The sequence below is a fragment of the Glycomyces sp. TRM65418 genome (genome assembly GCF_019710475.1).
GTDB lineage: Bacteria > Actinomycetota > Actinomycetes > Mycobacteriales > Micromonosporaceae > Glycomyces.
In genome coordinates this window covers 42,688-68,334 of sequence record NZ_JAJFAX010000010.1, presented here as the reverse complement: position 1 = coordinate 68,334, position 25,647 = coordinate 42,688, and the positions used below count along the sequence as shown (strand labels likewise).

The following is a 25,647-nucleotide window of genomic DNA, read 5'->3' as shown; positions in this document are numbered from 1 at the left end:
CGCAGCCGCCGGCCCCGCGCTCAACGGCGAGGTCGTCTCAGTACTCGACGCCGAGCGGGCTCCCGGACTCCTCCGCGTCGATCGGGGACTCGATCGGCTCCTCCTCGGCCAGCTCCGCCAGCCGCACCGGCGAGGCGATCGGGCGCTTCGCGAACCCGGTGCCGTCCACGCCCGCCAGCTCGGCCGCGTTCTGCCCGCACACCCGGCCCTGGCACAGCCCGAGGCCGACCCCGCTCACGAGCTTGAGCGACCGCGCCGCTCCCACATCGCGATCGTCCACGGCCCGGAACAGCGCCGCCTTCGTGATCTCCTCGCACCGGCACACGATCGTGTCGTCCCGCAGCCAGTCGTGCCAGCCCGCCCGCACCGGGTACGCCGCCGCCAGCGCGGCCGCGAACCTCCGGCCCGACCGGACCCGCGCCATCGCCCGCAACGGCGGCTCCACCGCCGCGCCCACGTACTTCGCCGCCGCCGCACCGGCCACGGCCCCTTCGGCCGCCGCGAGATCCGCCCCGCCGATGCCCGTCAGCTCCCCGGCCGCGAACACCCCCGGAGCCGTGGTCCCCTGAGCCGCGTCCACGACCACGAACCCGTCCGACACGCGGCACCGCGTCGCCAACGCGAGCTCCGACTGCGGCGTGAACCCGAACCCGACCGCCACCGCGTCCGCCTGGACCCGCCGCTCGCTCCCCGGGATCGGCGTCCACCGGGCGTCCAACCGCGCCAACGTGACCGACTCGACGACCTCGGAGCCGTGCGCCTCGACGACCGCCGTGCGCGACCGGTACGGGACCCGCCGCCGCACCAGCGCCGCCGCGTACCGCGCCAGCTCACCGCTCTTCGACCAGCCCGCGAGCGCCCCTCGCGGACTCGTGAGCCAACCCGTCACCGCCGCGTTCGCCTCGGCGACCTCCACGACCCGCGCGCCCGCGCGGATGAGCGAGACCGCCGCCGGCAGCAGGAACGGCCCGGTCCCGCCGACGACCACCCGGTCGCCGACCGCGACCCCCTGGCCCTTCGCCAGCGCCTGCGCCGCCCCCACCGTCACGACCCCCGGCAGATCCCACCCCGGGAACGGCAGCGCGCGGTCGTACGCGCCCGTCGCGAGCACGATCGCCCGCGCCTCGACCGCCCGACCCTGCCGCGACGGCCCGTCGGCCGGGCCGATCCGCAGGTGCACGCGATGCCCGCCGTCGATCGGCTCGATCGCCCACACGGTCGCGTCCGCCACATGCTCGACCTCCGGCAGCGCGGCCTCCGCGCTCCCCGGCGCCACCGGCGAACCGAACCGGTCGCCGGGCTCCAGCGCGTCCTGCCGGTGGTACTGCCCGCCCAGCTTCGCGGCCGCGTCGATGAGCACCACCTCGACGCCGTGCGCCGCCGCCTCCCGCGCCGCGGCCATCCCGGCCGGCCCCGCACCGATCACCACCACGCGCCTCATGACGGCAGCTCCACGCCGGTCTGGGTCCGGATGTCGTCCCCGTCGGCGACCACGCGCTGGCACGCCCGCACGTCCGGCACGCCGTTCACGCGCACCAGGCAGTCGAAGCAGACCCCGATCCCGCAGAACAGCCCCCGCGGCCGATCCGCGCCCCGCGTGGTCCGCCACGAACGGATCCCCTTGGACAGCAGCACCCCCGCGACGGTCTGGCCCGCCTCGACCTCGATCTCCTCGCCCTCGAACCGCACTCTCACGTCCGCACCTCCGCGATCACCTCGGGCCGGTCCACCCGGAAGCGGAACGGGTCCACTTCGGGCTGCCGCCCGCACATCAGGTCCGCCACCAGCCGCCCCGTCGCCGGGGCCAGCCCGATCCCCGCGCCCTCGTGCCCGGACGCGTGCCACAGGCCGGGGAACCGAGGGTCCTCGCCGATCACCGGCAGATGGTCGGGCGTGTACGGCCGGAAACCGCCGTACGTCCGCATCACGGGCACGCCCGCCAGGACCGGGAACAGCCGGATCGCGCTGCGCGCCAAGCGCCGCAGCACCTCGACCTCCAGGGACTCGTCGAATCCGACGCGCTGGCGGCTCGAGCCGATGAGGACCGCGCCCGTCGCGGTGGACTCGACCACCGCCGACACCTGCAGGTCGACGTGGGGGGTCGCCACGGCCGCCGCGTAGTCGGCGGCGTAGACCTTGCGACGCACCACCACCGGCGGCAGCGGCGCGGTCACCAGGACCGCGCCCCGCCGCGGCAGCACCTCGATCGGCGCGCCCACGGTCACGCTGAAATGTCCGGCCCAGGGCCCGCACGCGTTGACGACCGCCCCGCAGGACACCGTCCCGTCGCCGAGGCGCACCCCGCCGACCGTGCCGGCCGCATCCAGGACCAGGCCGTGCACCTCGGTTCCGCCGCGCACCTCCCCGCCTCGCGCCCGCACGGCCGCCAGCAGCGCCGTCGTCGCCAGCACCGGCTGCAGCTGGGCGTCCTCGGGGTAGTGGACCGCCGCGTGCACGTCCTCGGCCAGGTGCGGCTCCATCGCGCGCGCCGCCTCGGCCGTCGTGTCGACCGCTTCGACCCCGGCCTCGCGTTGCGCCTCGGCGAGGATCCGGAGCGGCCCGACGGCGTCCTCGTCGGTGGCGACCACCAAGCCGCCCTTGGGCTCCCATTCGACCTGCACGAGCTCGTCGCCGAGCTCGCCGCGCAGCGACTCGAGCAGCTCGGGCCACCGCCGCCGCGAGGCGACGGCCAGATCCAGCTCGGGCCCGGGAGCCTTGTCGGACACGAGCACGTTGCCCTCGCCCCCGGCGGTCGTCCCCCCGGCGGGGGCGCCCCGGTCGAGCACCAGCACCCGCAGACCGGCGGCGCTGAGCGCCTCGGCGCACGCGGCGCCGATGATTCCGGCCCCGATCACGACCACGTCCGCGGCATCGATCCGAACCACCCGCCCCTCAGAACTCGGCACGATCAGAGAGTATGCCCGATCCCGCCCGGCGTACACCGTGACGAGCCGACCGGTCCGATCCGCCTCCCGCATGGTGGAAGCCGCGCCGCCGCGACCGCTGAGGCGCCCGCGTGATCCGGCGAACCGGGCGCGGCCGGGACCGGCTGCGCCCCGCACCGGGCGCGGGTGTGAACGCCGAGGCGAAGCGCCTCCGGTTCCGTCCCGCGTGCGGGTTCGCCGCCGCCGAAGTGCCGGCGGGCGGGACGTCTCGCCCCGCGAGGTCGCGGACGCGGGCGGCGGGGCTCGGCCTCCGAGCGCGGTGCGTCCGCGGCGGTGAGCCATACCGGTGCGGGAAGGCCGACAGCCCCGCTCGCGGGGCGGGCCAAGGCCGAGGCGCGGCTGCGGGGCGGGCGCAGACCCGCCCGCCCCGTTCCGCTACAGGCCCGCGACGGCCTCGTCGAGCGAAGACGCCTCGACGCCGAGCGCCTCCCGGATGTCGGTGTCGTCCACGATGAACGGCCGGTCGGCCATGTAGGCCGTCTCGGGGAACTCGTTCCAGAGCGGTGCCGTGAACCCGAGCAGCGCCAGGTCCCGCTCGGTGAGCTGCTCCAGTCGCGGCTGCGGCGCGCCGTGGCGTTCGGCGAGACGCTCGGCGGCCTCCCGCACCGTGGCGACGATGACCGGGGCGTTCCACGCCCGCCCCCACGCGCGCTCGCTCCCGGCGGCGGCCACCAGTGCGGCGGCCACGTCCTCCGTGAACGAGAACGAGTGCGCCGCATCGGGATTGCCGAGCACCAGCGCCAGCTGCCCGGCGAGCACCTTCGGCGCCACCATGAAGGTGAAGGGCGAGACCGCGCCGGGGCCGAGGAACTGGCCCGCCCGGACCTCCGCGGCCCGCAGGCGCCCGGCCGCGTGCGCCGCCTCGGCCCGCCGCCAGAGCTCGGCCCGGACCTTCCCCTTGCGGGTGTGCGGCTCCAGCGGGGTGCGCTCGCCGACCGGCCCGCTCGTCTGCCGGTAGCCGTAGTGGTTGCCGAGCATCACGTAGTCCGCGCCCACCCGCTCGGCCGCGGCCAGGATCGAGTCGAACAGCGGCGGCATGGTCTCGGGCCACGTGTCGTACGCCGTCATCGCGGCGTTCACCACGGTCGCCGCGCCCTGCATCGCCGCCGCCAGTTCGTCGGTCCTCGCCGCGTCGAGCGCGATCCGCTCCACGCCGGGGACCTCGGGGCCCCCGCCGCCGCGGGTGATCACGCGGACCCGGTCGCCGTTCGCGGCGAACCGCCGCGCCGTCGCCGCTCCCGTGGCGCCCGCTCCGATGACGATGCGTTCGGACATGACTGGTCTCCTTCGATTCGCTTGCCTCAGTTGGGATTCGCACTGCGGCAGGGCCGCGAGACCAATCGTGCGCGGCGACGGGGGAGTAGCCTAGTGGCCTGAACGCCATGCTTCCAAAGGATCCCGCCATGCGCGATGTCGCCGTCCTGGCCGTCCCCCCGGTCAAACCCTTCGACCTGTCGATGCCGTCCACGTTGTTCGAAGACGTCCAGGTCGAGGGCCGGCCCGGATACCGAGTGACCGTCTGCACCGCCGAACCGGGCGTCATCGCCTCCTCGGGCGGCTTCGACCTGGTGATCGCCGACGGCCTGGAGGCGCTGGAAACGGCCGACACCGTGATCGTCCCCTCCAGCGGACGCCGCCACGACGCCGACGCGGCGACACTGGAGGCGCTGCGGCAGGCGGCCGCCGCCGGCAGGCGCATCGCCTCCATCTGCAGCGGCGCGTTCATCCTCGCCCAGGCCGGGCTCCTCGACGGTCGCCCCGCCACCACCCATTGGGCGCTCGCCGAGGAACTGCGCGAAGCGCATCCGTCGGTGTCGGTCGACCCGAACGTGCTGTTCGTCGACGACGGGGCGATCCTCACGGGTGCGGGCTCGGCCGCCGGGATCGACCTGTGCCTGCACCTGGTCCGATGCGACTACGGTGCGGCGGCGGCGAACGCGGCCGCCCGCGCCGCCGTCGTCACACCGGTTCGCCAAGGCGGCCAGGCGCAGTTCGTGGAGACGCCGCTGCCGCCGGTGACCGGATCGTCGCTCGCCGAGGCGCGCGTGTGGGCGCTCGGCCGGCTCGACCGGGCGATCTCCCTGGACGACCTGGCCCGCGAGGCGAACGTGAGCGTGCGGACGCTCGCGCGCCGCTTCATCGCGGAGACGGGCACGACCCCGTTCCAGTGGCTCCTGCAGCAACGCCTGCACCGGGCCCGCGAACTGCTCGAAGCGACCGATCTCAGCGTCGACCAGGTCGCCCGCCGCAGCGGTTTCGGCACCGCGGAGTCCCTCCGACAGCACATGGCCAGGCACCTCGGGCTGACCCCGAGCGCCTACCGCGCCGCGTTCACCCGCGCTCCGGCGTCGACGCGATGATCGTCCGTCCCGGGTTCGCCGCATCGGACCGGCTCCGAGCGCTCGCCCCGCCTCGGTCGGCCCCGCCCTCGACCCCGGCCGCCCCGGCGCGCGGCGTCGAGCCTCGCACGCCGCTCAGTGGCGCTCCCGCGCCTCGTGCAGCCGGACCCCGCCTGGCCGCTCCGGCACTCAGTTCCACAGGATCAGCTCGATCTCACCGCCCACGACCGTTCCTCCCGCTTTCGCCATGAGCGCGCAGGAGGCCGCGTTCGCCGCGTCGCACTCGGCCGCCACCTCGGTGCGCTCCCGCTCGCGCAGCTCCCGGAAGACCCGCGCCATGAGCGCCGCCGCGAGCCCGCGCCGCCGGTACGGCCGGGCCACGGCCACCAGGCCCAGTCGAGGGCCGTCCGGATCGGACCAGACCCGCGCCATCGCGGCGAACCGCCGCTCCATCGGATCCCAGACCACCGGGTACAGGGCCGGGTCATAGGCGGGCGTGCCGTGCTCGGCCGCCCACGCCTCGGCCGTCCACCGCCAGCCCCGCAGGCCCGGGACGTCGGCCCGCAACCGTTCGTCGAGCCGCTGCACCTGCTCGGGGCCGAACGTCTCCGGCGAACCGACCTCGAACGGCGCGAGCGCCTCGTCGTCCCAGTCGGCAGCGACGTCCACCGGCAGCGTCCACCGGTGCTCGTACCGCTCGCCCACGAAACCGGCCTCGCCGAACCGCAGCAGCGAGGCGCGGTCGTCGGCGTCGGCGGTCGTGTGCAGCGGCCGGCCGTGCTCGGCGGTGATCGCCGCGCCGAGCGCCGCGATCACCGCCGCATCGTCCGATCCGAAGTGCGCGAAGCGCTTCCCGTCGGGCCGCACCCAGCAGTCCGCGCGCCCGGCGAGCGCCCCCGCCTCCCGCGCCTCCCACCGGCCGTTGATGCGGTTGACCTGCAACGTCATCGCTGCTCCTCTGCCGAACCGCGCCGAGGCGGGGTGCCGTAGACCGGGCGGTACTCGGCGAACTCGGTCGTGAAGATCGCCAGGCCCTCCGTGAGACCCGGCAGCCGGCGCTCGAAACCGTGGACCGCCTCGGTCGGCATGAACCCCGAGACGTAGCCGGTGGTCTCGGTCGAGAACTGGCCCTTGATGTCCGCCCGTCCCTCGCCGAGCGCCTTCAAGACGGCGTTGCCCGTCCCGGCCGGGAACTCCACGTCGAAGCGGTTGACGGGCTCGCAGACCGCGGGCCCCGACTCCTTGAGCATCCCGTCCAGCAGGAACGCGGTGACCTCCCGGAAGTCGTTCGCCGTGCTCGCCTTGCCGATGTAGCCGGTCGCGGTCAGCGCGACGCGGCAGTCGGTCACCGCCCAGCCGTACAGGCCCCGCTTCAGGACCCTGTGGACGGTCTCCTCGACCGCGTTGCGCAGCGCCCGCGTCAGCGAGCCGCGCTCGACCTCCAGCTCGTACCGCAGACCCGAGCCCGGCTCGCCCGGCTCCAGCCTGAGACCCACCGTCGCGAGGTGCGGGGTCTGCTGCCACGGCCCCATCTCGTGCAGTGCGGCCGCCTCCCGGATCGGCCGCTCGACGTGGATCGCCCGCGTCTCCTCGAACTCGACCTCGATGCCGAACTCCTCGGCGAGGAGCGAGGCCACGACCTCCTTCTGCACCTCGCCGTAGAGCCGCACCGCCATCTCCTCGGACAGCTCGTCCAGATGCGGGTCCACCAGCGGGTCCCGTTCGGCCAGGCTCAGCAGCGCCCGGTTGAGCCGGATGCGGTCGCGCGGCTGCGCCGGACGCACCACCGTCTCCAGCGTCGGCGGCGTGAAGAACCCGCCGCCCGCCAGCGCCTCCTCCGAGCCGATCGCGTCGCCGATGCGGACCTCCGTGAGGCCCTTGACCTTCGCGATGCTGCCCGGTTCCGCGACGGCGGGCGCCGTGGTCGTGCCGGTCGCGAAGACCTCGACCGCGGTCACCTTGCCGTCGAACGACTCCACGGCGCCGTCGGTGCGGCGGAACGACGTGAGCTGCTCGCGCGGCGCGATCCGGCCGCGGTGCAGGCGGATGTACGCCACCTTCTGGCCCGCCTGGCCGTGCTCCACCTTGAACACCGTCCCGACCGGCTCGCCCTCGGCGTCGCGTCGCGGCACCGGCAGGTATCGGCGGATGCCCTCGGTCAGGGCCGCCACGCCCGCGCCGGTGACGGCGGACCCGAAGTAGACCGGGTGCGCCGCGCCCGAACGCACCTGCGCGGCCAGCTCGGCCTCGCAGTCGAGCGAGTCGGGGTCCTCCAGGTACGCGGCGAGGAACTCGTCGGAGCCCTCGGTGAGCATCTCGACCGCCTGTTCCCGGAACGCCCGCTCGCCGAAGCCGAACGGCCGCACCGCGGCCTCGCGCGAGCCGATGTCGCGCACCGTGCTCATCGGCAGCAGCCGCGGGCTGAGCAGGGAGGCCATGTCCTCCAAGAGGTCCGCCTCGCGGGCGCCGCGCCGGTCCACTTTGTTGACGAAGAGGAGTGTCGGCACCCCGAGCCGCTCCAAGGTGCGGAACAGCACGCGCGTCTGGGCCTGGACGCCCTCCACGGCGGAGACCACCAGGACCGCACCGTCGAGCACCCGCAGCGCCCGCTCCACCTCGGCGATGAAGTCGGTGTGCCCGGGCGTGTCGATGAGGTTGACGGTGAGGCCGTCGAGCTGGAACGCGACCACCGCCGACTGGATGGTGATCCCGCGGCGGCGCTCCAGGTCCATGGAGTCGGTCTGCGTGCTCCCGGAGTCGACGCTGCCGACGCGGTCGATGATGCCCGCGTCGAAGAGCAGACGCTCGGTCAGGCTGGTCTTACCGGCGTCGACATGGGCGAGAATCCCCAGGTTGAGATACGACATTGCAAGTCCTCGAGAGTGAGATCGGCTGGAATCGGATGAAGCACTCCGAGGCTTGGCGCATGGCGATCTCCTTCGAGACGAGGACTGGCACGTCGACATCCGACGATGCGCCCGAGGCTAAGCCCTCCATTCGGGCCGCGCAACCGAATTAGCGCGGCCCGGCCCGCGCCTCCCGGAGCCGGGGTATGCGCAGTGACCGACCCGAGCCGCCCGGGCGTCGAGTAGGGTGAGCGCAACGGCCGCCTGTGCACAGTGGCGCTGCGGGCGTCACCGCAGGTGACGGCAGACCTCCCGCGACCACGGAACCGAAGGCGGTCGCAGGACGGCACGGGAAGAAGGGAACGTGATGGTCGACGACCGGATCGCGATCGTGTGGAATCCGTCGAAGACCTCGCGGGAGGACCTCGAACAGGCGCTTCCCGAGGACGTCTCAGACGCGGCGCTCTCGTGGTACGAGACGACCGTGGACGACCCCGGCCAGGGGGCCACGGGCGTGGCGCTGGCCGCGGGCGCCGAGGTGGTCGTCGCGGTGGGCGGCGACGGGACCGTGCGCGCCGTCGCCGAGCGGCTCGCGGAGGACGAGGGCACGACCGACCTCGCGATCGTCCCGCTCGGCACCGGCAACCTCCTCGCCCGCAACCTCGGCGTGCCGATCGGGAACCTCGGCGGCGCCTTCGCCCGCGCGTTCGAAGGCGAGCCGCGCCCGATCGACCTCGGCTGGGTCCGGGCGGACATCGACGGCGTGCCCCAGCGCCATGCGTTCGCCGTCATGGCGGGCTTCGGCATCGACGCGCACATGATCGTCGAGACCGACGAGGACCTCAAGAGCAAGGTCGGATGGCTCGCCTATGTGGAGTCGCTCGGGCGCGCGTTCGACACGAGCGAGATCGTGGAGATCGACCTCGGCATCGACGGCGAGGCGACCGAACGGACCGCCGGACACACCCTCCTGGTCGGCAACTGCGGGACCCTCCAGGGCGGCATCTCGCTCCTGCCCGACGCGGACCTCTCCGACGGCGAACTCGATCTGCTCCTGTTGAGCGCGGACAGCATCGGCGAATGGCTCGACACGCTCCGGTCGTTCGTGTGGGACAACGGCATCCGGCGGCTCCTGCGACGCGAGGGCAGCGCGCAGAGCGCCGACACGGCCGCGCACGCGAGGGCGCGCCACCTGAGGGTCGCGCTGTCGGAGCCGCGCGTCCTGGAGATCGACGGCGAAGACCTCGGCGAGACGACGGGCTTCTCGATCGAGGTCCAGCCCGGGGCCGTCCGCGTGCGCTGACCGACGCTCAGGTCGCGCACGAGCTGAAGCGCCGGGCGAACGGCGGATCCCGGCGGCCCGGTCCGCCCGGCCCGCGGCCGCCGTCCGCTTCAGGTCGGCACGGCTTCCGGTTCCCCCAGTGGGCCGCCCTCGCCCGCGACCGCTGCAAGCCGTGGACCCCGCGCCCCCGCCGCCGCGCGCTAGCATGCGGGGGATGAGCACCGATGAGACGAAGGCACTGCAGCAGGCGCTGACGGCCGATGAGGTCGCGGCCGCGAACGAACTCACTCGGCGCTGGTTCGAGCACCGCTCGGAGATCCCCGCGGCCGCTTCCGGACTCGGCATCTGGCCGCTCCTGGGCGTCCTCGCCACCGGCGCGATCGGCGCGACCCGGAACGAACTGCTGACCGCCGCGCGGCTGACCCCCGAGCGGGCCGCCGCGATCCCCGAGGCCCTCCTCCGCGCGGTGGAGGCCTCCCCGGCGCTCCGCCTCGCCTTCGGCGTCTGGGCCGGATCCCGCATCACCCTCGACCCCGAGTGGGTCGAGGGCCTTCCCGTCGACGCGATCGGTTCGCTCACCGGCGACGCGCCCGCCGACAAGGCCGCCCTCGACGCATGGGTCTCGCGCAGCACCCAGGGCCTCATCGAGCGGATGCCCCTCGACTTCTCGCAGCGGATCGACCTCGTGCTGGCCAGCGCCCTCTCGGTCCGCACGACCTGGGCCACGCCGTTCCAGGAACGCCCCGCCCTCATGCCGGGAACCTGGTCCCGCCTCGGCCGGTGCCACGCGCTCACCGCCACGCTTCACGACGATCTGCTGCGCGTCACCGACGACGCGTCGGTCCTCACGGTTCCAGGCGACGGCGACATCGACGTGCTCCTGGCGCTCGGACGCGAGGATCTCACCCCGCATCGCGTCACGGACCTGCTGCTCGGCGCCGCGAGCGATCCCGCCTGGGGCCGCTCGGCGACCGACCTGGCCGTAGGGGAGCGGGCCGTCGGCGTCGAAGTCGTCGAATACATGGGGACGCGACGACAGACCGGCCCCGAGATCGACGTCGAGACGGTGCGCTTCCACCTCGAGTCCGACCTGGACCTGTCCGAGAGCGCCCGGCAGCTCGGCCTGCTCCTCGCCTCCGACCCGGACCGGGCCCAGTTCGACCGCCTCGCGGCCGAACCGGTCTTCGTGAGCCAGGCGAAGCAGTCGGCCACGGCGGTCTTCAGCGCCACCGGTTTCGAGGCCGCCGCCGTCACCGCGCTCGCGATGACCCGTGCCGCCTCCTTCTCCAAGCCCCAGCACCGCCACGTGAAAGCCTCGGTCCGGTTCGACCGGCCCTTCGCCTACCTCGCCCGGCACCGGCCCTCCGGGCTCGTCCTCATCGCCGGCTGGGTCGCCGAGCCCGAACGCGCGGCCTGAGCGGTCACCCCGGTTCGAGGCGGCGCGCCTCCGGATCCGGGCCCTGCGCGGCACGGCCCCCGTCGACCGGGACCACCGCGCCGGACACGAAGGACGCCTGATCCGACAGGAGGTAGGCCACGACGTCGGCCGCCTCCTCGGCGCGGCCCGCTCTGCCCAGCGGATGCAGGCCGCGCATGGTGCGGGCGAAGGCCGTGCGATCGGCTTCGGCGCCCTCGGCCAGCAGGGCGTCCATGCGCTCGGTGCGGATCGACCCGAGGGCGACCGCGTTGACGCGGACGCCCCACGGGCCGTAGTCGACCGCGAGCGCCCTGGTGAGCCCTTCGACGGCCGCCTTCGCGGTGGCATAGGGCAGCGCCCCGCTGACGGCGCGCCGCGCCTGATGCGACGAGACGTTGACGATCGCGCCCGCGGTGCCCGAGGCGCGGAACGACCTGACGGCGGCGGCCGAACCGGTCAGGCACGGCCGCAGGTTCGCCCCGATCAGGTCGGCGACCGCCTCGCCGCCGGCCTCGTGCAGCCACGCGTCGCGGAAGACCGCCGCGTTGTTGACCCAGCCGGTGAGCGTCCCGAGCTCCGCGGCCGCCCCCGCAGCCCGGGCCGCGACCTCGTCACGGCCCGCGTCGCCCACGACGACGCGGGCCCGGTCCGACTCGAGGGCCGGGCCCGTCCAGGAGGCGGCCCCCTCGCAGAGCTCGACGACCACCACCCGTGCGCCGTCGGCGAGCAGGCGTTCGGCGATCGCTCGGCCCACGCCCTGTCCGCCGCCGGTCACGACGACGACGCCGTGGTCTTCATCCACCAGAAATGCTCCTTACCGCCGGCGGTGCAGGTGCGACGGAGGCGCCTAGAGCGGCGCCGAGTGCCAGGCCCAGTCCGGGCCCCGCCGCTCGTGCCCTTCGAGCCCGCCTCTGCCCGTCGCCCACAGCAGGGTTCGCCACGGGTCGGTGTCGGTCGGCGCCTCCGGGAACAGGCGCGCCAGCGCCGGGGCCACCAGGTCCGCGGGCGGCTCGAACGGCACCCCGAGCCCTTGCGCGAGGTCGAAGGCGTGCGCGAGCGTCTCGACCACCCCCATCGCCGCGAAGCCCTCGGGGTCGCCGACGCCCCAGATGTGCCAGGCCCGCGCGGCGGGGGGCCGGGTGTCGACCACGGCGGCGACCAGGCCGCCCATCATGAGCAGCGCCTCGATCCGGGCCTCCGGGCCCGCCTCCCGGTCGGTGGTGATCGGGAACGGATGCGCTCCGGGGCGGTGCCACAGGATCGTCGGCCGGCCCTCGACATACGGCACCGGCGGGGCCAGCCGCAGCGCATAGGAGAACAGGCCGTTGTTCAGATGGTCCAAGGCCTCCCAGCAGTCGCAGTCCATCGGCCCGGCCTGCGCGTTCCACGCCTCGGCCGGAGCCGTGCGCAACGTCTCCGCGGTGAGGGCCACGGCCCGTTCGACGTCGGTTCCGGTCACGGGGGTTCTCGCCATGATCGGACCATAACCGCCCGGAGGGCGCCGGGCAACCCGAATCAGTCGCCCTGCCACGCATGCCAAAGCCCCCCGTACACGCCGCCCGCCGCCAGCAGCTCCTCGTGCGTGCCGTCCTCGACGATCCGCCCGCGCTCGACCACCGCGATCCGGTCGGCCGAGCGGGCCGCCTGCAACTGGTGGGCGATCGCGATGACCGTGCGGCCCGCGAGGGCCGCCGCCAGGGCCGCCTCCACATTGCCCGCGCTGGCCGGGTCGATCCCGGCCGTGGCCTCGTCGAGGATCACGATCGCGGGGTCGGCGATGACGACGCGGGCGAGCGCGATCTGCTGCGCCTCGGCGGTGCTCAGCGGCCGGTGCTCCGGGCCGAGCATCGTGTCGAGCCCGGCCGCGACGGCCCATCCGGCGTCGACGCGCCGCAGGCCCTCGACGAGCCGGTCGTCGTCCGCGTCCGGTGCGGCGAGCACGAGGTTCTCGCGCAGGGTCGCGGTGAACACGTAATGCTCCTGGGTCACCAGGACGACCCGGCGGCGCAGCTCCTCGACCGCGATGTCGCCCACCGGGACGCCGCCCAGCGTGGCCGTCCCGGTGCGCGGCCGGTCGATCCCCGCGAGCAGCCGCGCGATCGTCGACTTCCCGGCCCCGGAGGGGCCCACGACGACCAGCCGCTCGCCCGGGCGCGGGTGGAGGCTCAGCCCGTGCAGCACGTCGGGGCCGTCGCCGTAGCCGAACGTCACCGCGTCCAGGCGCAGGTCGTTCCCCTCCGGCACCGCCGTCCGCGGCTCCACGTGGATGAGGTTCACGCCCTCGATGCGCGCGAGGGAGGCCGCGCCTTGCTGGAATTCGTTGAGCTGCACCATGACCGCGTTGGTCGGGTTGGCGATCCGGACGGTCACGGTGATCGCCGCGACCGCCGTGCCCAGGCTCAGCCCGCCCTGGAAGTACCAGAGCCCGGCGGCGGCGACCACGATGACCAACTGGAACCGGTTGAGCCACAACAGCACCAGGAAGAACTCGATCTGCAAGCGCAGCACCCGCATGAACCGCCGGTACATGGTCTCGGCGCGGGCGTGGCCGGCCTCGCGCCGCTCCTGCTGGAGTCGGAGCGCCGCCACCGTCCGGGCTCCCGCGCCCGATGCCGACAGGGTCTCGGCGGCCTCGCTCATGGCCGCGCGCTGCGCCAGGAACGCCCCGCTCGCCCGGCGCAGGTACCGGCGGGCCGCCAGCAGCAGCGGCGGCACCGTCACCAGGGCGCACAGGCCCAGCAGTGGATCGATGAGGAACGTGGCGACGTACAGCACCACCACCTCGATGAGCGCGGTCGCCACCGTCGGTCCGTTGTCCCGCAGCAGATCCGCGACGGTGTTCACGTCGGCGGCGGTCCGGGTGCCGAGGTCGCCCCGTCCGGCCTGCTCGACCCGGCCGAGCGGCAGCCCGAGCACTTTCGTGACGACGCCCTCGCGCAGCCGCGCGGCGGCGCGCTCGCCGAAGCGGTAGCCCGCGCGCCGTCCCAGGCGGCTGAGCACGAACTGCACGGCCACGGCCGCGACGATGAGGCCGCACACCAGGTTGATGCGTTCGATGCTCCAACCCGCGCCGATCCCGTCGACGACCCGGCCCAGGAGCATCGGGACCGCGACGGTGCATCCGGCCGCGAGCGTGTAGAGGACGAGGACCTGGATCGCCCGGCCCCGGTCGGCGGCGAGCAGCCGCATGAAGGCCCGCCGCACCTGGCGAGCGTCGGCGATCGGCAGGCGCGCGGCGGTCGCGACGTCGGCGCCCATGCGGTCTCCTTCGGTCGAAGCGGTCATCAGTCGGCCCGGTGCGAGGCGAGACGGCGATAGGCCGGGTCGTCCAGCAGCTCGGCGTGGGACCCGACGGCGTGGACCTTGCCCTCGACCATCCACACCACCCGGTCGGCCCGGGCCAGCCACATCGGCGAAGCGGCGACGACCACTGTGGATTTACCGGCGCGGGCCGCGGCCACCCGCCGGGCCACCAGTGACTCGGTGTGCGCGTCCACGGCCGAGGTCGGCTCCACCGCCAGCAGGATCTCCGGTTCGGCCGCGATCGCGCGAGCCAGGCGCAGGCGCTGGCGTTGACCGCCCGAGAGGTTCTGCCCGCCCTCGGCGACCCGGCCGTCCAGGGAACCGCCGAGGCCGCTGTACACGTCGGCGGCGCAGGCGGTCTCGATCGCCGCGAGCGCCCGGTTCCGGTCGGCCCGCAGGGTCTCGGCGAGCGTGCCCGCGAACAGGTAGTCCTCGTCGGTCAGGAGCATGATCCGCTCGCGCACCTCCGCGAGCGCGTACGCCTCCAGCGGCCTCGCCCCCCAGACCGCCTCGGAATCGCGGTAGCGGGCCAGCCGCTCGCACGCCTCCAGCGCCGGAGCGGTCTCCGCGGTGACCACCGCGGTGAGGCCGCCGACCGGGACGGTCAGGCCCGATTCGGGATCGCGGAGTTCGCCGCCGCCACCGCGCACCGTCCCGCTGTCGTCCACGTCGGGGCCGACGTGCAGGAACCCGGCGATGCGCCCGGCGGCCACCCAGGCGGCCACCAGGAAGTGCGCGAGCCCGATGAAGTTGCCCGAGACGGCGATGAACACCGTCGCGAAGCTGAACGCCGAGGCGAGCCCGCCGATGGTGATCGCGCCGTCGGCGGCCAGGATGGCACCGGTCCAGGTGATCGCGGCGACGAACACGATCGGCATCGAGTGCCGCATCGCGTGGATCCACGAACTCGAGTTGGCGACGCGGTACCCCTTGTCCCGCAGGGCCGACGAGCGCTCCCGGTACCGCTCGGCGAACAGGACGTCCCCGCCGATGCCGCGCAGGACCCGCAGCCCGCCGACGATGTCGGCCGCGTGCGCGGTCAGGTCGCCGATCATCTCCCGGTAGTCGGACTGGCGGCGCTGCAGGCGGCCCAGCAGCGGGCCGGTGACGACCGAGGTGACGGCGCTCCCCGCGATGATCACGACGCCCAACAGCGGGTGGATCGACCACACCAGCGCCGAGCCGACGGTGAACATCGCGAAGTTGTTGAAGAAGAACCCGACGTCGGCGATCGAGCGGGCGGCCCTGCGAGTGTCCTCACTGGGCAGGTTCACCAGCTCGCCGGCCGGGACGCGTCCGCGCACGCCGGTTCCGGCGGCGTTGAGGTGGTCGGTGAGGCGCCGCACGATCGCGCGCTGGCCGGCCGCCTCGGCGCCGACGAACTGCCGGAAGCCCAGCGACCAGAAGACGGGCTGCGCGATCACGGCGAGTGCGGTGAGCGACAACCAGAACACGAGGCCGGAACCGTCGCGGGCGATGAAGCCCTCGTCCACGATCCGGCCGATCATCCACAGTTGCGCCATCGATGCCGAGCCGGCGAGGAGGTAGAAGAGCGCGCCGAGCGCGATGCGGCCCTTGTGGGGCCGGGCGAGGCCGACGAGGAGCCGCAGCGGGGTGATCGGCCGCTTCGGTCGGAGCGGCCGAGGTCGGGAAGGCATGGGATCCAAGCTTACCGGCCGACCGGTATTCCGGAAAGCGCATAAACGGTCGTCTATCCGACGCTTCGACGCAACTTGTTTGCGCCGCACCTCAACGGGATACTCCGCTGTCCAAGCGCGACAGATAATCGAAGCGAATGGAATCGTCATGCCTTACGTCGCCACCCGTCACAACCCCGTCATCGTGCACATCATCTCGGCGGTCTTCGGACTGATCGCCCTGATCATCCTGCTGCACCTCGCGTTCATCCTGCTCGAGGCCAACCCGGGCAACCCGCTGGTGAACTTCATCGCGGACTGCGCCAACTGGTTCGCGTGGCTGTTCAAGGACATGTTCACGCAGATCGAGGACCCGAAGGTCCGCGCCGTCGTCAACTACGGCATCGCGGCCCTGATCTACCTGGCGATCGGCGGAATCCTCTCGGGGGTCGGCCGCCGCCGCTGGCGCGACTGACCGCAGCCTTGCCCGCCACGACCTAGCTTCCGGAAACGACCGGAAGCGGTCCGCGCCGGATCCGGCGCGGACCGCTTCCTGCGTCCGCCCGATCGCCTTCCCGAGCGGGCCGCGACCGGATCACCGGCCACAGGTTCGACAGGGCCTGTTCAAAGGCCCAAGGCGATGATCAATGTCAGGGCGCCGAGCGCCAGCAGGTCGATGAGCAGCGTACGGATGGCGAGGTTCGCCCATCGGAACTTGCGATCGGCGACTGCGGCGTTGGCGTGGATCTGCCGGCTCAGGTGATCTGTGAGCAGATCCGCATCGGTCGTGAGAGTGTGAAGCGCCGTCCGGAAAGCGGGGTAGTCGTTCCGATACCGGTGTTCGATGTCGTGAAAGTAGATCAGGCTGGCGGTGTCGTCAGGGCCCCGACGGCGGACGGCGAGCACGGGATACAGGCCGACGATCGCGGAGACGCCGGCGAGGATGACCGCGGTGCAGCAAATGACCGCGGCGAGATTGAACGCGAGGCTGGTCTCGTGCTGATCGGTCACCAGATTGAACAGCACGCCGCCGCTGATGCCGGCCGCCGCGAGCGTGGCGGCGAGTTTGGTCTCGGCATGGCGCACCCAGTCGTTGACCAGCAGCAGTATCTTCCAAGCCTGGTCGGGCTCCGGCGGCACCGCCGTCGAGCCGTGCTCGGCATCTGAGTCGGTCACATCAACCTCCGCGCGATCGGGAACGGAGCGGTGCCCGCATCGACGGCGTGAACACCGTCGACGCGGGCCTGCAAGATCGGGAGACCGGAGGTGACGACCGACGTCATCGTCTTTGCGCCGCAACCGGTCTACAGGTCACTCCCGTTCAGGCTCGGAACCTTCCGCGTCGGCCACCGGCCAGGTGTCGGGCGCGGGCTGAGATTCGGGCTCGGGCTCGGGATCCCGTTCGGGTTCGGGCTCCGGAGCCTCGGCGAGCATCCTGGCCCGCTGAGCCAGATCCGCCCGGCCGAACCGCTCGTACGTGTTGCCGAGCAGCGTGCCGACAGCGGCACGCGACGACAGATCCGAGGTGGCCAGGAAGTCGCTCAGGTCGGCGGCCTGCAGCCCGTCAGGATGCTCGGGGTCGAACCAGGAGACGCCGCCTTCGGCCCCTTCGTGGTGCAGGCTCCGGTCGACCTTGTACATCAGCTTGATCTTGTTGGGGAGCTGGTCGATCTTGTCGGGGTTCTGAGCGAACCACCAGAGCGCCGCGCTGCGAGGCTCGGAGAAGAACTCGTCCAACTGCCGGATGCGGGTCCGGTACGCCTCTTCGAGGTGGTTCTCGACCTCCAGCCTGAACTTGCGGAGCGACACCTCCTTCACCAGCTTCTGCTCCGCGGAGTCGCAGGCGATCGCGAGGCACTGGGCGCTGAAATCGACCGGCCTGCCCCCGTCGGTCATTCCCGCCTGGAAGGCCACGTCCAACTCGTACTCGAGGAGGCCCATGTCGCCGTCCAATGCGTATGCGGCGGTGATCGTCCGCGCCTCCGCTTGGATCGCCGACTTCACCGCTGTCAGCGGGTCGGGGCCGGAGGAAACGGCGTTGTCGGTGCGGTACCTGACACTGAACTCGCAGTTGAAGCGGAATGCCGGCACCACGCTGGGCAGATCGAGCCGTACCGTCGCGACCTCGTACAGCGGTGTCGGCGGGACGAAGGCCGGGGCGGCCGGCGCATACGCGGCGGCCGGGGACTTCTGGGACGCGTAGATCTTCCAAGCGCCGACGATGACGGCCGCGAGGATGAGGATGACGAAGAATCCGGTCACGACAGGGGCACTTCCATTCGAGAGAGGTCGGCGCGAAGGCGCTCGAGCATGGGTCGGCGTCGGTCGGCGTCGGGTCGGTCGACCCAGACGCCGTGGCTCACCGCTTGTGCGAGTTGGCCGATGGCGAGGATGTCCTCAGCGGCGGCCGCTGACAGCATGGCGACCGCATGCTCCCGGTCCGGGTAGTCGAGCTTGTCTGCGAGCGCGAGCCACGCGGTGACCACGGACCGCACCTGGTCGGACGAGGCGGAGGCGAACAGTCGCTGCAGGAATCGAACCGCGAACTCCCGAGCGCCCTCCAGGGCTCCGGGACGGTCGCGGATCCGGGCGATGACGCTGTCGCTGCCGAGGAGCCGCACCGCCATGTCGGGCGCGGCAAGGCGGAGCCGGTTCCCGCGGTCACCGGAGAACCACTCCGACATGTGCAGGAACATCGAGCGCGTCGGCATGGACGCGCCGAGGTCGACGACGGCCTCGAGCGCCTGCCGGTGCACTTTGTGGTCGCGCGATTTCACCAGGTGCTTCAGCCGACGCATCGCGTTGTCCGGGTAGCGCTCGGTGTACTCCGTGCTGGCGCAGGTCGCGACCACGGTGCGCTGCAGTGCTTCCGAGCCGTCGTCCCAGTTCTTCGCCCAGCGCCAGAGCTGGTAGCGCGTCTGCCTCCCGATGGAGGGATCGGTCGCGGCCGCGATCAGCAGGTCCGTGGTCAGGCCCTGCCGGTAGTTCGTGGACCGGCCGGAGAGCAGCTTCGAGGCCCTCTCGAGGACCAAGGTCGCATCGCCCAGATGCGACGCGAGTTCGAGCAGCCGCAGCAGCAGCCGCGCGGTCGGCTCGTCATCCAGATAGGACGAGGGGAGCAGGAGCCGGTCGAACCATTCGCGCATGGGCTCCCTCCAGGAGGGGAACTGCTCCCACAGCACCGGCAGCACCGCTTCCCCGTAGCCGCTCTCGGTGAACGCCGTGCCTGCTCCTTCGATCCGGAACACCTCCTTGAGCGGTTCGAACCGCTGAGCGAGGAGGCGCATGCGCAGCATGTCCCGATGAGGTCCTTCGAACCCGACGATGTCCATGAACCAGTCGGCGGCCAAGGCGACGGCCCCGGCCGAGGCGCCTTCCATCGCGGCGGCGGCGACCAGCAAAGCGCGCGTGTCGGGCTCGAATGCCTCGACGAGCAGTTCCAGCTCGCCCGACCAGTCTTCGACGAACGCGTCGAGGCCGTCGACGAGTTCGTCGACATCGGCGTCCGGGCCGGCGTCGTTGATGATCGCCGCGAGCTTCTCGACCCGCGGAGGCCAGCATTCGGCGAGCATCGCCTTGAAACGCTCGTTGGCGAGCAGCGGCGCGATGGCGATGTCCTTGCGGAGGTAGGTGGCGAGGACCAGCCGCTGATCCGGCTTGCCGAGGGCGAACACGGATCCCGGCAGCGAGGCGATCGCTCGGGAGTGGCATTGGTCCCCGACGGCGATGACGAGGTAGCTGCCCCGGTCGCGCATCGCCGCCTGGAAGCGGGGGAGCAGCTCGACGATGTCCCGGCCGAGTTCGCTGTCGCTCGAGGAGTCGAGAAGCTGCACCGTGCCCGGCTCGCTCTGGTCCACCAGGGTCTGGAGGTCGTCGCGGTTGTCGGGGTGGAGCACTCGGAGTGGGAGATCGCCCGCGCCTTTCGCGAACTGCACCCAGCGGCAGCTCGCGGCGGTGGGCAGCCCCGAGTGGGACGGCCCGGTGAGGACCAGGACCCGAGTGGCGCCGAGGGCTCTCAGGTGCTCGCGGCCGTCAGGCGGATCGACGATGCCCTTGAGGTCGCGGTCGACCGTGCCGTGCTCGGCGGCGTACCGAGCGAGGGCGATCCTGCTGCGGTAGAAGTTGTTGGTGATGTTCTCGACCTTCGCGTCCCCGCCGTTGCTGACGACGCTGTCGCGCCCGATCTGATCACCGGAAGCCGCGGTCCCGCTCGATTGCGGGGGCGCCGCCGCGGTCTCGGGCGAGAGCTCGGTGTCGATGGCGCCTTCTGGGGGCGTCTCGGTCACCGGGTCTTGAGGGATATCCGTCATGTGCGGTCATCTTCCTCGTCGAGCCAGAAGGGGCGGATGCGATCCTCGTCGCGGCCGACGTTCGTGACCCGGGCATTGCCGCCGTGGCTGACGACGCTGTCGCGCCCGACGTAGCTGCGCTGATCGCGGCTGTCGTTGTGGACTCGGCTGTTCGCACCGGCGACGACGGCGCGTTCGCCGACATCGCCGGTCCGCACCGACTCCTTGTCGATGTCGACGCTGCCGATCCGGGCGGCCGCCACTTCGGCGGTGCCCTGTGCGGCCGGCCAGGTCTGCTTCGCGTGCTTGATCAGCTCCTCCAGCGGGGATGCCGAGTCATCGGTCGAGAGGGGACTGCCGTGGAGATTCAGGAGTCCGTATCGCAGCAGCGCGCCGGAAGGGGAGGGGACGTGCAGGAAGGCGGTGGCTTGGTACTGCTTCTTCTTGGTGTCCACCCGTACCTCCACGAACTCGGAGGCCCTGAGCCCTCGCGGGTCCGGGCCGATCGTCTCGGTCATGACCGTCGCCGTGACCGCCACGGCCAGGAAGGTGGCGTCCTTGTCGGAGTTCTCCAAGAGCAGCCGGGCCGGCTCGGAGTCGGCGATGCGGCAGGCGTCGATGATCGGCTGGTTCGGTGCCGTGCTGACACGCGTGTCCGGCGTGTACTGGATCGGACCGGCGCCGATGCCCATGCGCATCCGGACGTTGAGCCCGGTCCGCTGGTGGAGCTTGCGCAGTTCCTGCTGGAGTGCGGCAGGCACCGCGTCGACGATGTCGCGCAGGTGCTTGCGGGGGAAACCGACGACGATGCCGTCGCCGCCGTCCTGCTCGAAGACCCGTCCGTTCCAGACCGGTGCAAGGTCGCCGGCGAAGGACGCCTCGACGCAGTCGCGGAACTCGGTGGCGATCCGAGTGCGCTCGGTTTCGGTGAAATCGCTGAAGCGACGGATGTCGAGGGCGAGGATCGTGAGGTCGTGCGGTTCGGGTTGCGTCTGATGGGGAACGTCGTGCATGGAACTCCTCGGTGATGCCGTATGGCAGGTGTGATTCCTCCTGATCCTCGGGGTTTTCATGAGCGGTCGTCGTGCAACATTGCACGATCGGCAGTGGTACTCGACACGTTCAACGCGTTGCGGCCCTGCGGGTCAGCGCCGGCAGGTCGAGAACCTCGATTTCGAACGCCCGGGTCTCGACCAGTCCGATTCGCCGCCACGCGCCGAGCAGGTGCGCCACGGAACTCAGTGAGACGCCGAGGGAGGCGGCGATCTGATTCTGGGACAACGGCACCGTGTGCACTTCGGCGTCGACACCGGCTTCGATGATCTCGAGGAAGAGCTTCGCCATGCGCTGCTCCACACGGAGGTGCGCGACGCGCCATACCCGCTTGCCCACCTGACGGGCCTTGCCGAGCATGTAGCGCTGCAGGGGTTCGCCGAGATCGTGGCGCCGGATGCCGCCTTCGAAACCGTCCGCGGTGAACACGGTCACGACGCATTGCTCGAGGGTCCACACCGAGGCCATGTGCTTGCTGCGGTCCCGTTGCGCGTATTCGCCCACGAGGTCTCCGGGTCCGCGGACGGCTACGAGGACCTCATCGCCATTGTGCTCGGTGTAGACGACGCGGGCCCGTCCATGCTCGAGCGCGTAGACGAGCCGGCTGGGGCCGCCTTGGTCGAGCAGCCGCGTGCCGCGTTCGACGGGACGCCGCTTGCCGTGCTGCAGGAGGTCGCGCCACTGTTCAGGAGTGGTGAGGGCGAGGAACCCACGGGTTCGGTGAGGAGGGGGGACGGGAGGCATACGCTCTTCTTAGCGAGAATCGGCAGCGCTGACTGTCGCATTGACGACACCGAAAGAGTGAGCGTCGATCCCTGGCCTCGCCAGCGGCTTCCGCACCGCGCGGACCGCGCTCGTGCACGAGCGCGGTCCGCGCGGTGCGGAAGCATCATGGCCCCGACCTCGGCCGATCGACCACTCGCGGGCTGCCGCTCCCGTTCAGTCGGCGTCGCGGATGTTCAGGAGCCTTCTCGCCTCGGCCGTGGTGATCGCGGGTCGTTGTGCCAGTGCCGCGGCCTGGGCCGCTCGCTCCACGAGTTGGTCGTTGCCCGTCACCGGTCGGCGCCTCGCGAAGGACACCGTGTCCTCCATGCCCACTCGCAGATGCCCGCCGTGCGCCAGCGAGGCGAACATGACCGGCAGCGTGGTCCTGCCGATGCCCGTGGCGGAGAAGGTGGTCCCCTCCGGGAGGTACCGGCGGACCCCCTCCGCGAAGGCGGTCACCGTGGCCGCGTCTCCGGCCGCGCCCCCGGGCACTCCCAGCACGAAGTCGACGTGCACGTGCTCGCCGAACGGCAGTCCGCGCTCGTCCAGCAGGCGTTCCAGCGAAGCGAGGTGGCCCAGGTCGAACAGCTCGTACTCCGGGACGACCGCCAGTTCCCGCATCCGCCCGTGGAGCTCGACGATGAACTCCCAGCGGTTCATGAACACCCCGTCGCCGAAGTTCACCGTGCCCATGGTGCACGAGGCCATGTCCGGCTCCGCGTCGAGCACCGCGAGACGGGCCTCCTCCGGGTCCGTCACCGCACCGCCGGTCGAGAGCTGGACGATCAGGTCCGTCGCGTCCCGAAGGGCCGCAACGGCGTCCCGCAGCCGCACCGGATCCAGCGTCGGCTTCGCCTCGTCGTCCCGCAAGTGCACGTGGACGACCGAGGCCCCCGCCCGCTCGCACCGCACGGCGGTGTCGACCAGTTCCTCGAGTGTCACCGGCAGTGCCGGGACCTCGCGCTTGTCCACCTCGGCCCCCGTGGGGGCCACGGTGATGAGTGTGCCGTTCAAAGGACCTCCGCCGCCGAGGCCGCGCGCGACCGCGCCGCTGCCGCGTCGCCCGCCTCCCGCGCCCGCACCTGGGAATCAGTCGAGTGCCCATTCCGGTCGGGGTGGCCGGGGGCGGCGGGCAAGGGCATGTTCGCCCACCACTCGCGGCCCGCCTTGGGCAGCGTGTCGATCGGGTCGTAGAACGGGTAGCGCCGGGTGAGCGCGTCCGGGTCGTCGGCCTCGATGCTGGTCCGGTAGTTCTTGGTCCAGTACGAGATGCCGAGCTCCCGGTCGTACTCGGAGAGCTGGTGCACCCAGCGCTTGCCGACCATCGGCACGTCGCAGATGATCCGCGGCGTCGCGTACCCCGGCAGGTAGCCCATGATCGCCGTCTGCAGCTCCTGCGCCTGCGCGACCGAGGTGCGCCAGTGCTCGGCGTTGGGGATCATGTCGCACATGTAGAAGTAGTACGGCAGGATGTTCGCCTCGCCCTGCAGCGCGAAGCACAGGTCGAGCAGGTCGGCCTGGGTGTCGTTGACGCCCCTCATGAGCACGCCCTGGTTGCGCACGTCGCGCACGCCGGCGTCGAGCATCGCGGCCGCCGCTCGCGCGACGGCCGGGGTCACCGAGTTGACGTGGTTGACGTGCGTGTGGATCGCCAGGTTGACCCCCTGGCCGGCGGCGCGCTTGGCGACGCGGGCCATGCCTTCGACGATCTCGTCCTGCAGCCAGTGCTGCGGCAGCCCCATGAGCGCCTTGGTGGCGAGGCGGATGTCGCGGATGGTCGGGACGTCCAGCAGCCGTTCGAGGAACCGCTCCAGCTGCTTCCACGGCAGGTTCGCCACGTCGCCGCCGGAGACGACCACGTCGCGCACGCCCGGGTGGGCCTGGAGGTAGTCGAGGATCGCGGTCTGCCGGTCGACGGGCTTGAGGGCGAGCCGCCGCTTGTCCACTGTGGGCGTCGAGTTGCCCACGAGGTCCATGCGGGTGCAGTGCCCGCAGTACTGCGGGCAGGTCGAGAGCAGCTCGGCGAGCACCTTCGTCGGATACCGGTGGGTGAGGCCCTCCACCGCCCACATGTCGTGCTCGTGCAGGGAGTCGCGGGCCGCGAACGGGTGCGAGGGCCAGTCGGTGCGCCGATCGGAGGCCACCGGCAGCATGTAGCGGCGCACGGGGTCGGCGTAGAACGCGTCCGTCCAGGAGCCCGCGCCGGTCTCCTCGATCTCGGGCGCCATCGTGTTGAGCATCTGCGGCGGCAGGAGCATCGACATCGTCGCGGACCGCTCCATGTCCGCGGCGAGGTCCTCGTAGAACGACTCGTGGAGGCGGTCGCCCACCACGTCCCGAAGTTGCTTCACGTTCTTGACGCAGTGCGCGCGCTGCCACTGCGCCGAAGCCCAGTCGGCCTCGGTCACGTCGGCCCATCCGGGGAACCGGGTCCAGTCGGGTTCCACCAGCTGGCGACGCCGGTACTGGTAAGGCTGCTCGATCATGACGGGCGCGCCCGGCGACGACTGCGAGTCGTCATTCGGCGCTGCTTCTCCCGATGGTCGATTCGACACCTTCTCACCTCCACGTCCGGGATGTGGGCCCGGAGAAACGTCGCAGACGGAGGATATCCGCCTTGTGACGAGGATAACCTTCCGTTACAGTTGTGCGCTAGGTCCCGCATATTGAGACTCCATAACATCCCGTTATCAAGAAGGGCGGCAACGATGTCGACAGGCTCACCCGTCGGATCGCACCGAGTCGTCAGCCCCGCCGGAGCGCTGCCACAAGCGGCCGACCGGCTCGACCCCGACCCCGCCATCGCCGACGACGAGGCCCGCATCAGCGTCGAGCGCCTCAACCTCGACGCGGCCTCCTACCGGCAGCTCCATACCGCGCACGGCGGCGACGGCGAACGGATCCGGGCCGAAGTCCTCGGCATCATCGAGCGCCGCGGCAAGATGCACAACCCCGCCACCGGCTCCGGCGGCATGCTCATCGGCACCGTCGACGCCGTCGGCGAACGCTCCCCGCTCGGCCTCGAACCCGGCCAGAAGATCGCCACCCTCGTCTCCCTCACCCTCACCCCGCTGCACATCAGCGACGGGCTCGCCCGCTGGGACGGCCTGAGCGAGCAGGTCCCCGCCGCCGGGCACGCGATCCTCTTCGGCCGCTCCATCGCCGCCCCCCTCCCCGAGGACCTGCCCGAGCACCTCGCGCTCGCCGTCCTCGACGTGTGCGGCGCGCCCGCCCTCGTCCGCCGCATCGTCGCGCGCCGCGCCCACGCCTCCACCACCGTCGCCGTCTTCGGCGCCGCCGGGAAGTCCGGGTCGCTCTCCCTCGCCGCCGCCCGCGACGCCCACGCCGCCGAGGTCGTCGCCGTCGTCCGCGACGAGATCGAGGCCGCCCAGATCCGACGCCTCGGCACCGCCGACACGATCGTCGTCGCCGACGCCACCGAGCCGATCGACGTCGCCGGACAGGTCACCGGAGCCCTCCGCGGCCGCGGCGCCGACGTCACCGTCGTCTGCGTCGACGTGCCCGGCTGCGAACACGGCGCGATCCTCGCGACCGCCGCCGGCGGCACCGTCGTCTTCTTCTCGATGGCCACCTCCTTCACGGCCGCCGCCCTCGGCGCCGAAGGCCTGGCCGCCGACGTCGAGATGCTCATCGGCAACGGCTACGTCCCCGGCCACGCCGAGTACGCCCTCCAGCTCATGCGGGCCGACCCGCGTCTGCGGGAGCTGTTCACCGCGCGCGTCGGCCACGTCGAGACCGAGGGGCGCTGAC

The 25,647-nt window shown here is 72.3% G+C and carries 22 protein-coding genes; 5 read left to right on the top strand and 17 right to left on the bottom strand.

Annotation, left to right across the window (positions count from 1 at the left end; all coding sequences use genetic code 11):
- Positions 1 to 37 precede the first annotated feature (37 nt).
- From K3N28_RS19600 to K3N28_RS19585, 4 genes are all read right to left on the bottom strand, one after another.
- Positions 38 to 1,441 (bottom strand): FAD/NAD(P)-binding oxidoreductase, encoded by a 1,404-nt coding sequence (locus K3N28_RS19600; RefSeq protein WP_228094447.1) that lies wholly within the window; start codon positions 1,439 to 1,441, stop codon positions 38 to 40.
- Positions 1,438 to 1,695 (bottom strand): (2Fe-2S)-binding protein, encoded by a 258-nt coding sequence (locus K3N28_RS19595; RefSeq protein WP_255640296.1) that lies wholly within the window; start codon positions 1,693 to 1,695, stop codon positions 1,438 to 1,440. The genes K3N28_RS19600 and K3N28_RS19595 overlap by 4 nt, the downstream gene beginning before the upstream one ends.
- Entirely contained in the window at positions 1,692 to 2,906 is a 1,215-nt protein-coding gene (locus tag K3N28_RS19590; RefSeq protein WP_228094446.1) for an FAD-binding oxidoreductase, read from the bottom strand. The genes K3N28_RS19595 and K3N28_RS19590 overlap by 4 nt, the downstream gene beginning before the upstream one ends.
- A gap of 414 nt (positions 2,907 to 3,320) precedes the next feature.
- Complete coding sequence (locus K3N28_RS19585; RefSeq protein WP_228094445.1) at positions 3,321 to 4,220, bottom strand: NAD-dependent epimerase/dehydratase family protein; 900 nt, start codon at positions 4,218 to 4,220, stop codon at positions 3,321 to 3,323.
- Positions 4,221 to 4,348: 128 nt separating this feature from the next.
- On the opposite strand from K3N28_RS19585, the gene K3N28_RS19580 reads away from it, so the two are divergent.
- On the top strand, positions 4,349 to 5,305 hold the full coding sequence (locus tag K3N28_RS19580) for a GlxA family transcriptional regulator (protein ID WP_228094444.1): 957 nt from the start codon (positions 4,349 to 4,351) through the stop codon (positions 5,303 to 5,305).
- A gap of 168 nt (positions 5,306 to 5,473) precedes the next feature.
- On the opposite strand, the gene K3N28_RS19575 is transcribed toward K3N28_RS19580, so the two are convergent.
- Both K3N28_RS19575 and K3N28_RS19570 read right to left on the bottom strand, forming a co-directional pair.
- Positions 5,474 to 6,232 (bottom strand): GNAT family N-acetyltransferase, encoded by a 759-nt coding sequence (locus tag K3N28_RS19575; RefSeq protein ID WP_228094443.1) that lies wholly within the window; start codon positions 6,230 to 6,232, stop codon positions 5,474 to 5,476.
- Positions 6,229 to 8,151 carry a translation factor GTPase family protein gene (locus K3N28_RS19570; RefSeq protein WP_228094442.1) on the bottom strand — a complete coding sequence of 641 codons (1,923 nt, stop codon included), beginning with the start codon at positions 8,149 to 8,151 and terminating at the stop codon, positions 6,229 to 6,231. The genes K3N28_RS19575 and K3N28_RS19570 overlap by 4 nt, the downstream gene beginning before the upstream one ends.
- Before the next feature lie 346 nt (positions 8,152 to 8,497).
- On the opposite strand from K3N28_RS19570, the gene K3N28_RS19565 reads away from it, so the two are divergent.
- Positions 8,498 to 9,433, top strand: a complete 936-nt coding sequence (locus K3N28_RS19565; RefSeq protein ID WP_228094518.1) for a diacylglycerol kinase family protein — start codon at positions 8,498 to 8,500, stop codon at positions 9,431 to 9,433.
- Between the two features lie 193 nt (positions 9,434 to 9,626).
- Entirely contained in the window at positions 9,627 to 10,829 is a 1,203-nt protein-coding gene (locus tag K3N28_RS19560; RefSeq protein ID WP_228094441.1) for a serpin family protein, read from the top strand.
- A 4-nt stretch (positions 10,830 to 10,833) separates the two neighbouring features.
- On the opposite strand, the gene K3N28_RS19555 is transcribed toward K3N28_RS19560, so the two are convergent.
- The 4 genes from K3N28_RS19555 to K3N28_RS19540 are packed head-to-tail and all read right to left on the bottom strand — an operon-like array spanning position 10,834 to position 15,790.
- A complete protein-coding gene (locus tag K3N28_RS19555) occupies positions 10,834 to 11,631 on the bottom strand; it encodes an SDR family NAD(P)-dependent oxidoreductase (RefSeq protein ID WP_228094440.1) in 798 nt (265 codons plus the stop codon).
- Positions 11,632 to 11,676: 45 nt separating this feature from the next.
- Positions 11,677 to 12,303: a hypothetical protein gene (locus tag K3N28_RS19550; protein ID WP_228094439.1), complete on the bottom strand. Its 627-nt coding sequence runs from the start codon at positions 12,301 to 12,303 to the stop codon at positions 11,677 to 11,679.
- Between the two features lie 41 nt (positions 12,304 to 12,344).
- Positions 12,345 to 14,087 (bottom strand): ABC transporter ATP-binding protein, encoded by a 1,743-nt coding sequence (locus K3N28_RS19545; protein WP_228094438.1) that lies wholly within the window; start codon positions 14,085 to 14,087, stop codon positions 12,345 to 12,347.
- 26 nt (positions 14,088 to 14,113) lie between these two features.
- Positions 14,114 to 15,790: an ABC transporter ATP-binding protein gene (locus K3N28_RS19540; RefSeq protein WP_228094437.1), complete on the bottom strand. Its 1,677-nt coding sequence runs from the start codon at positions 15,788 to 15,790 to the stop codon at positions 14,114 to 14,116.
- 148 nt (positions 15,791 to 15,938) lie between these two features.
- On the opposite strand from K3N28_RS19540, the gene K3N28_RS19535 reads away from it, so the two are divergent.
- Positions 15,939 to 16,244, top strand: a complete 306-nt coding sequence (locus K3N28_RS19535) for a hypothetical protein (RefSeq protein ID WP_228094436.1) — start codon at positions 15,939 to 15,941, stop codon at positions 16,242 to 16,244.
- Positions 16,245 to 16,393: 149 nt separating this feature from the next.
- Here K3N28_RS19535 and K3N28_RS19530 read toward each other — a convergent pair whose 3' ends face one another.
- From K3N28_RS19530 to K3N28_RS19500, 7 genes are all read right to left on the bottom strand, one after another.
- Complete coding sequence (locus K3N28_RS19530) at positions 16,394 to 16,945, bottom strand: Pycsar system effector family protein (RefSeq protein WP_228094435.1); 552 nt, start codon at positions 16,943 to 16,945, stop codon at positions 16,394 to 16,396.
- Between the two features lie 135 nt (positions 16,946 to 17,080).
- Positions 17,081 to 18,031 (bottom strand): hypothetical protein, encoded by a 951-nt coding sequence (locus K3N28_RS19525; protein WP_228094434.1) that lies wholly within the window; start codon positions 18,029 to 18,031, stop codon positions 17,081 to 17,083.
- Positions 18,028 to 20,079, bottom strand: a complete 2,052-nt coding sequence (locus K3N28_RS19520; RefSeq protein ID WP_228094433.1) for a hypothetical protein — start codon at positions 20,077 to 20,079, stop codon at positions 18,028 to 18,030. The genes K3N28_RS19525 and K3N28_RS19520 overlap by 4 nt, the downstream gene beginning before the upstream one ends.
- Complete coding sequence (locus K3N28_RS19515) at positions 20,076 to 21,071, bottom strand: hypothetical protein (RefSeq protein ID WP_228094432.1); 996 nt, start codon at positions 21,069 to 21,071, stop codon at positions 20,076 to 20,078. Before K3N28_RS19515 ends, K3N28_RS19520 begins: the two co-directional genes overlap by 4 nt.
- Before the next feature lie 109 nt (positions 21,072 to 21,180).
- Positions 21,181 to 21,855, bottom strand: a complete 675-nt coding sequence (locus K3N28_RS19510; RefSeq protein ID WP_228094431.1) for a Crp/Fnr family transcriptional regulator — start codon at positions 21,853 to 21,855, stop codon at positions 21,181 to 21,183.
- Between the two features lie 195 nt (positions 21,856 to 22,050).
- Positions 22,051 to 22,890, bottom strand: a complete 840-nt coding sequence (locus K3N28_RS19505; protein WP_228094430.1) for a 3-keto-5-aminohexanoate cleavage protein — start codon at positions 22,888 to 22,890, stop codon at positions 22,051 to 22,053.
- The gene (locus tag K3N28_RS19500; RefSeq protein WP_228094429.1) at positions 22,887 to 24,362 is read right to left on the bottom strand and encodes a KamA family radical SAM protein; all 1,476 of its coding nucleotides are present in this window, start codon (positions 24,360 to 24,362) and stop codon (positions 22,887 to 22,889) included. Before K3N28_RS19500 ends, K3N28_RS19505 begins: the two co-directional genes overlap by 4 nt.
- A 222-nt stretch (positions 24,363 to 24,584) precedes the next feature.
- Here K3N28_RS19500 and K3N28_RS19495 point away from each other — a divergent pair, with 222 nt between their 5' ends.
- On the top strand, positions 24,585 to 25,646 hold the full coding sequence (locus tag K3N28_RS19495) for an L-erythro-3,5-diaminohexanoate dehydrogenase (protein ID WP_228094428.1): 1,062 nt from the start codon (positions 24,585 to 24,587) through the stop codon (positions 25,644 to 25,646).
- Position 25,647 lies beyond the last annotated feature (1 nt).

Bases quoted from the DNA above. Each gene is read 5' to 3' on its own strand.
- K3N28_RS19565 (WP_228094518.1), top strand. From the start codon at position 8,498: ATGGTCGACGACCGGATCGCGATCGTGTGGAATCCGTCGAAGACCTCG.
- K3N28_RS19545 (WP_228094438.1), bottom strand. From the start codon at position 14,087: ATGGGCGCCGACGTCGCGACCGCCGCGCGCCTGCCGATCGCCGACGCT.
- K3N28_RS19600 (WP_228094447.1), bottom strand. From the start codon at position 1,441: ATGAGGCGCGTGGTGGTGATCGGTGCGGGGCCGGCCGGGATGGCCGCG.
- K3N28_RS19570 (WP_228094442.1), bottom strand. From the start codon at position 8,151: ATGTCGTATCTCAACCTGGGGATTCTCGCCCATGTCGACGCCGGTAAG.
- K3N28_RS19515 (WP_228094432.1), bottom strand. From the start codon at position 21,071: ATGCACGACGTTCCCCATCAGACGCAACCCGAACCGCACGACCTCACG.
- K3N28_RS19560 (WP_228094441.1), top strand. From the start codon at position 9,627: ATGAGCACCGATGAGACGAAGGCACTGCAGCAGGCGCTGACGGCCGAT.
- K3N28_RS19510 (WP_228094431.1), bottom strand. From the start codon at position 21,855: ATGCCTCCCGTCCCCCCTCCTCACCGAACCCGTGGGTTCCTCGCCCTC.
- K3N28_RS19585 (WP_228094445.1), bottom strand. From the start codon at position 4,220: ATGTCCGAACGCATCGTCATCGGAGCGGGCGCCACGGGAGCGGCGACG.
- K3N28_RS19550 (WP_228094439.1), bottom strand. From the start codon at position 12,303: ATGGCGAGAACCCCCGTGACCGGAACCGACGTCGAACGGGCCGTGGCC.
- K3N28_RS19520 (WP_228094433.1), bottom strand. From the start codon at position 20,079: ATGACGGATATCCCTCAAGACCCGGTGACCGAGACGCCCCCAGAAGGC.
- K3N28_RS19535 (WP_228094436.1), top strand. From the start codon at position 15,939: ATGCCTTACGTCGCCACCCGTCACAACCCCGTCATCGTGCACATCATC.
- K3N28_RS19495 (WP_228094428.1), top strand. From the start codon at position 24,585: ATGTCGACAGGCTCACCCGTCGGATCGCACCGAGTCGTCAGCCCCGCC.
- K3N28_RS19580 (WP_228094444.1), top strand. From the start codon at position 4,349: ATGCGCGATGTCGCCGTCCTGGCCGTCCCCCCGGTCAAACCCTTCGAC.
- K3N28_RS19540 (WP_228094437.1), bottom strand. From the start codon at position 15,790: ATGCCTTCCCGACCTCGGCCGCTCCGACCGAAGCGGCCGATCACCCCG.
- K3N28_RS19575 (WP_228094443.1), bottom strand. From the start codon at position 6,232: ATGACGTTGCAGGTCAACCGCATCAACGGCCGGTGGGAGGCGCGGGAG.
- K3N28_RS19500 (WP_228094429.1), bottom strand. From the start codon at position 24,362: ATGATCGAGCAGCCTTACCAGTACCGGCGTCGCCAGCTGGTGGAACCC.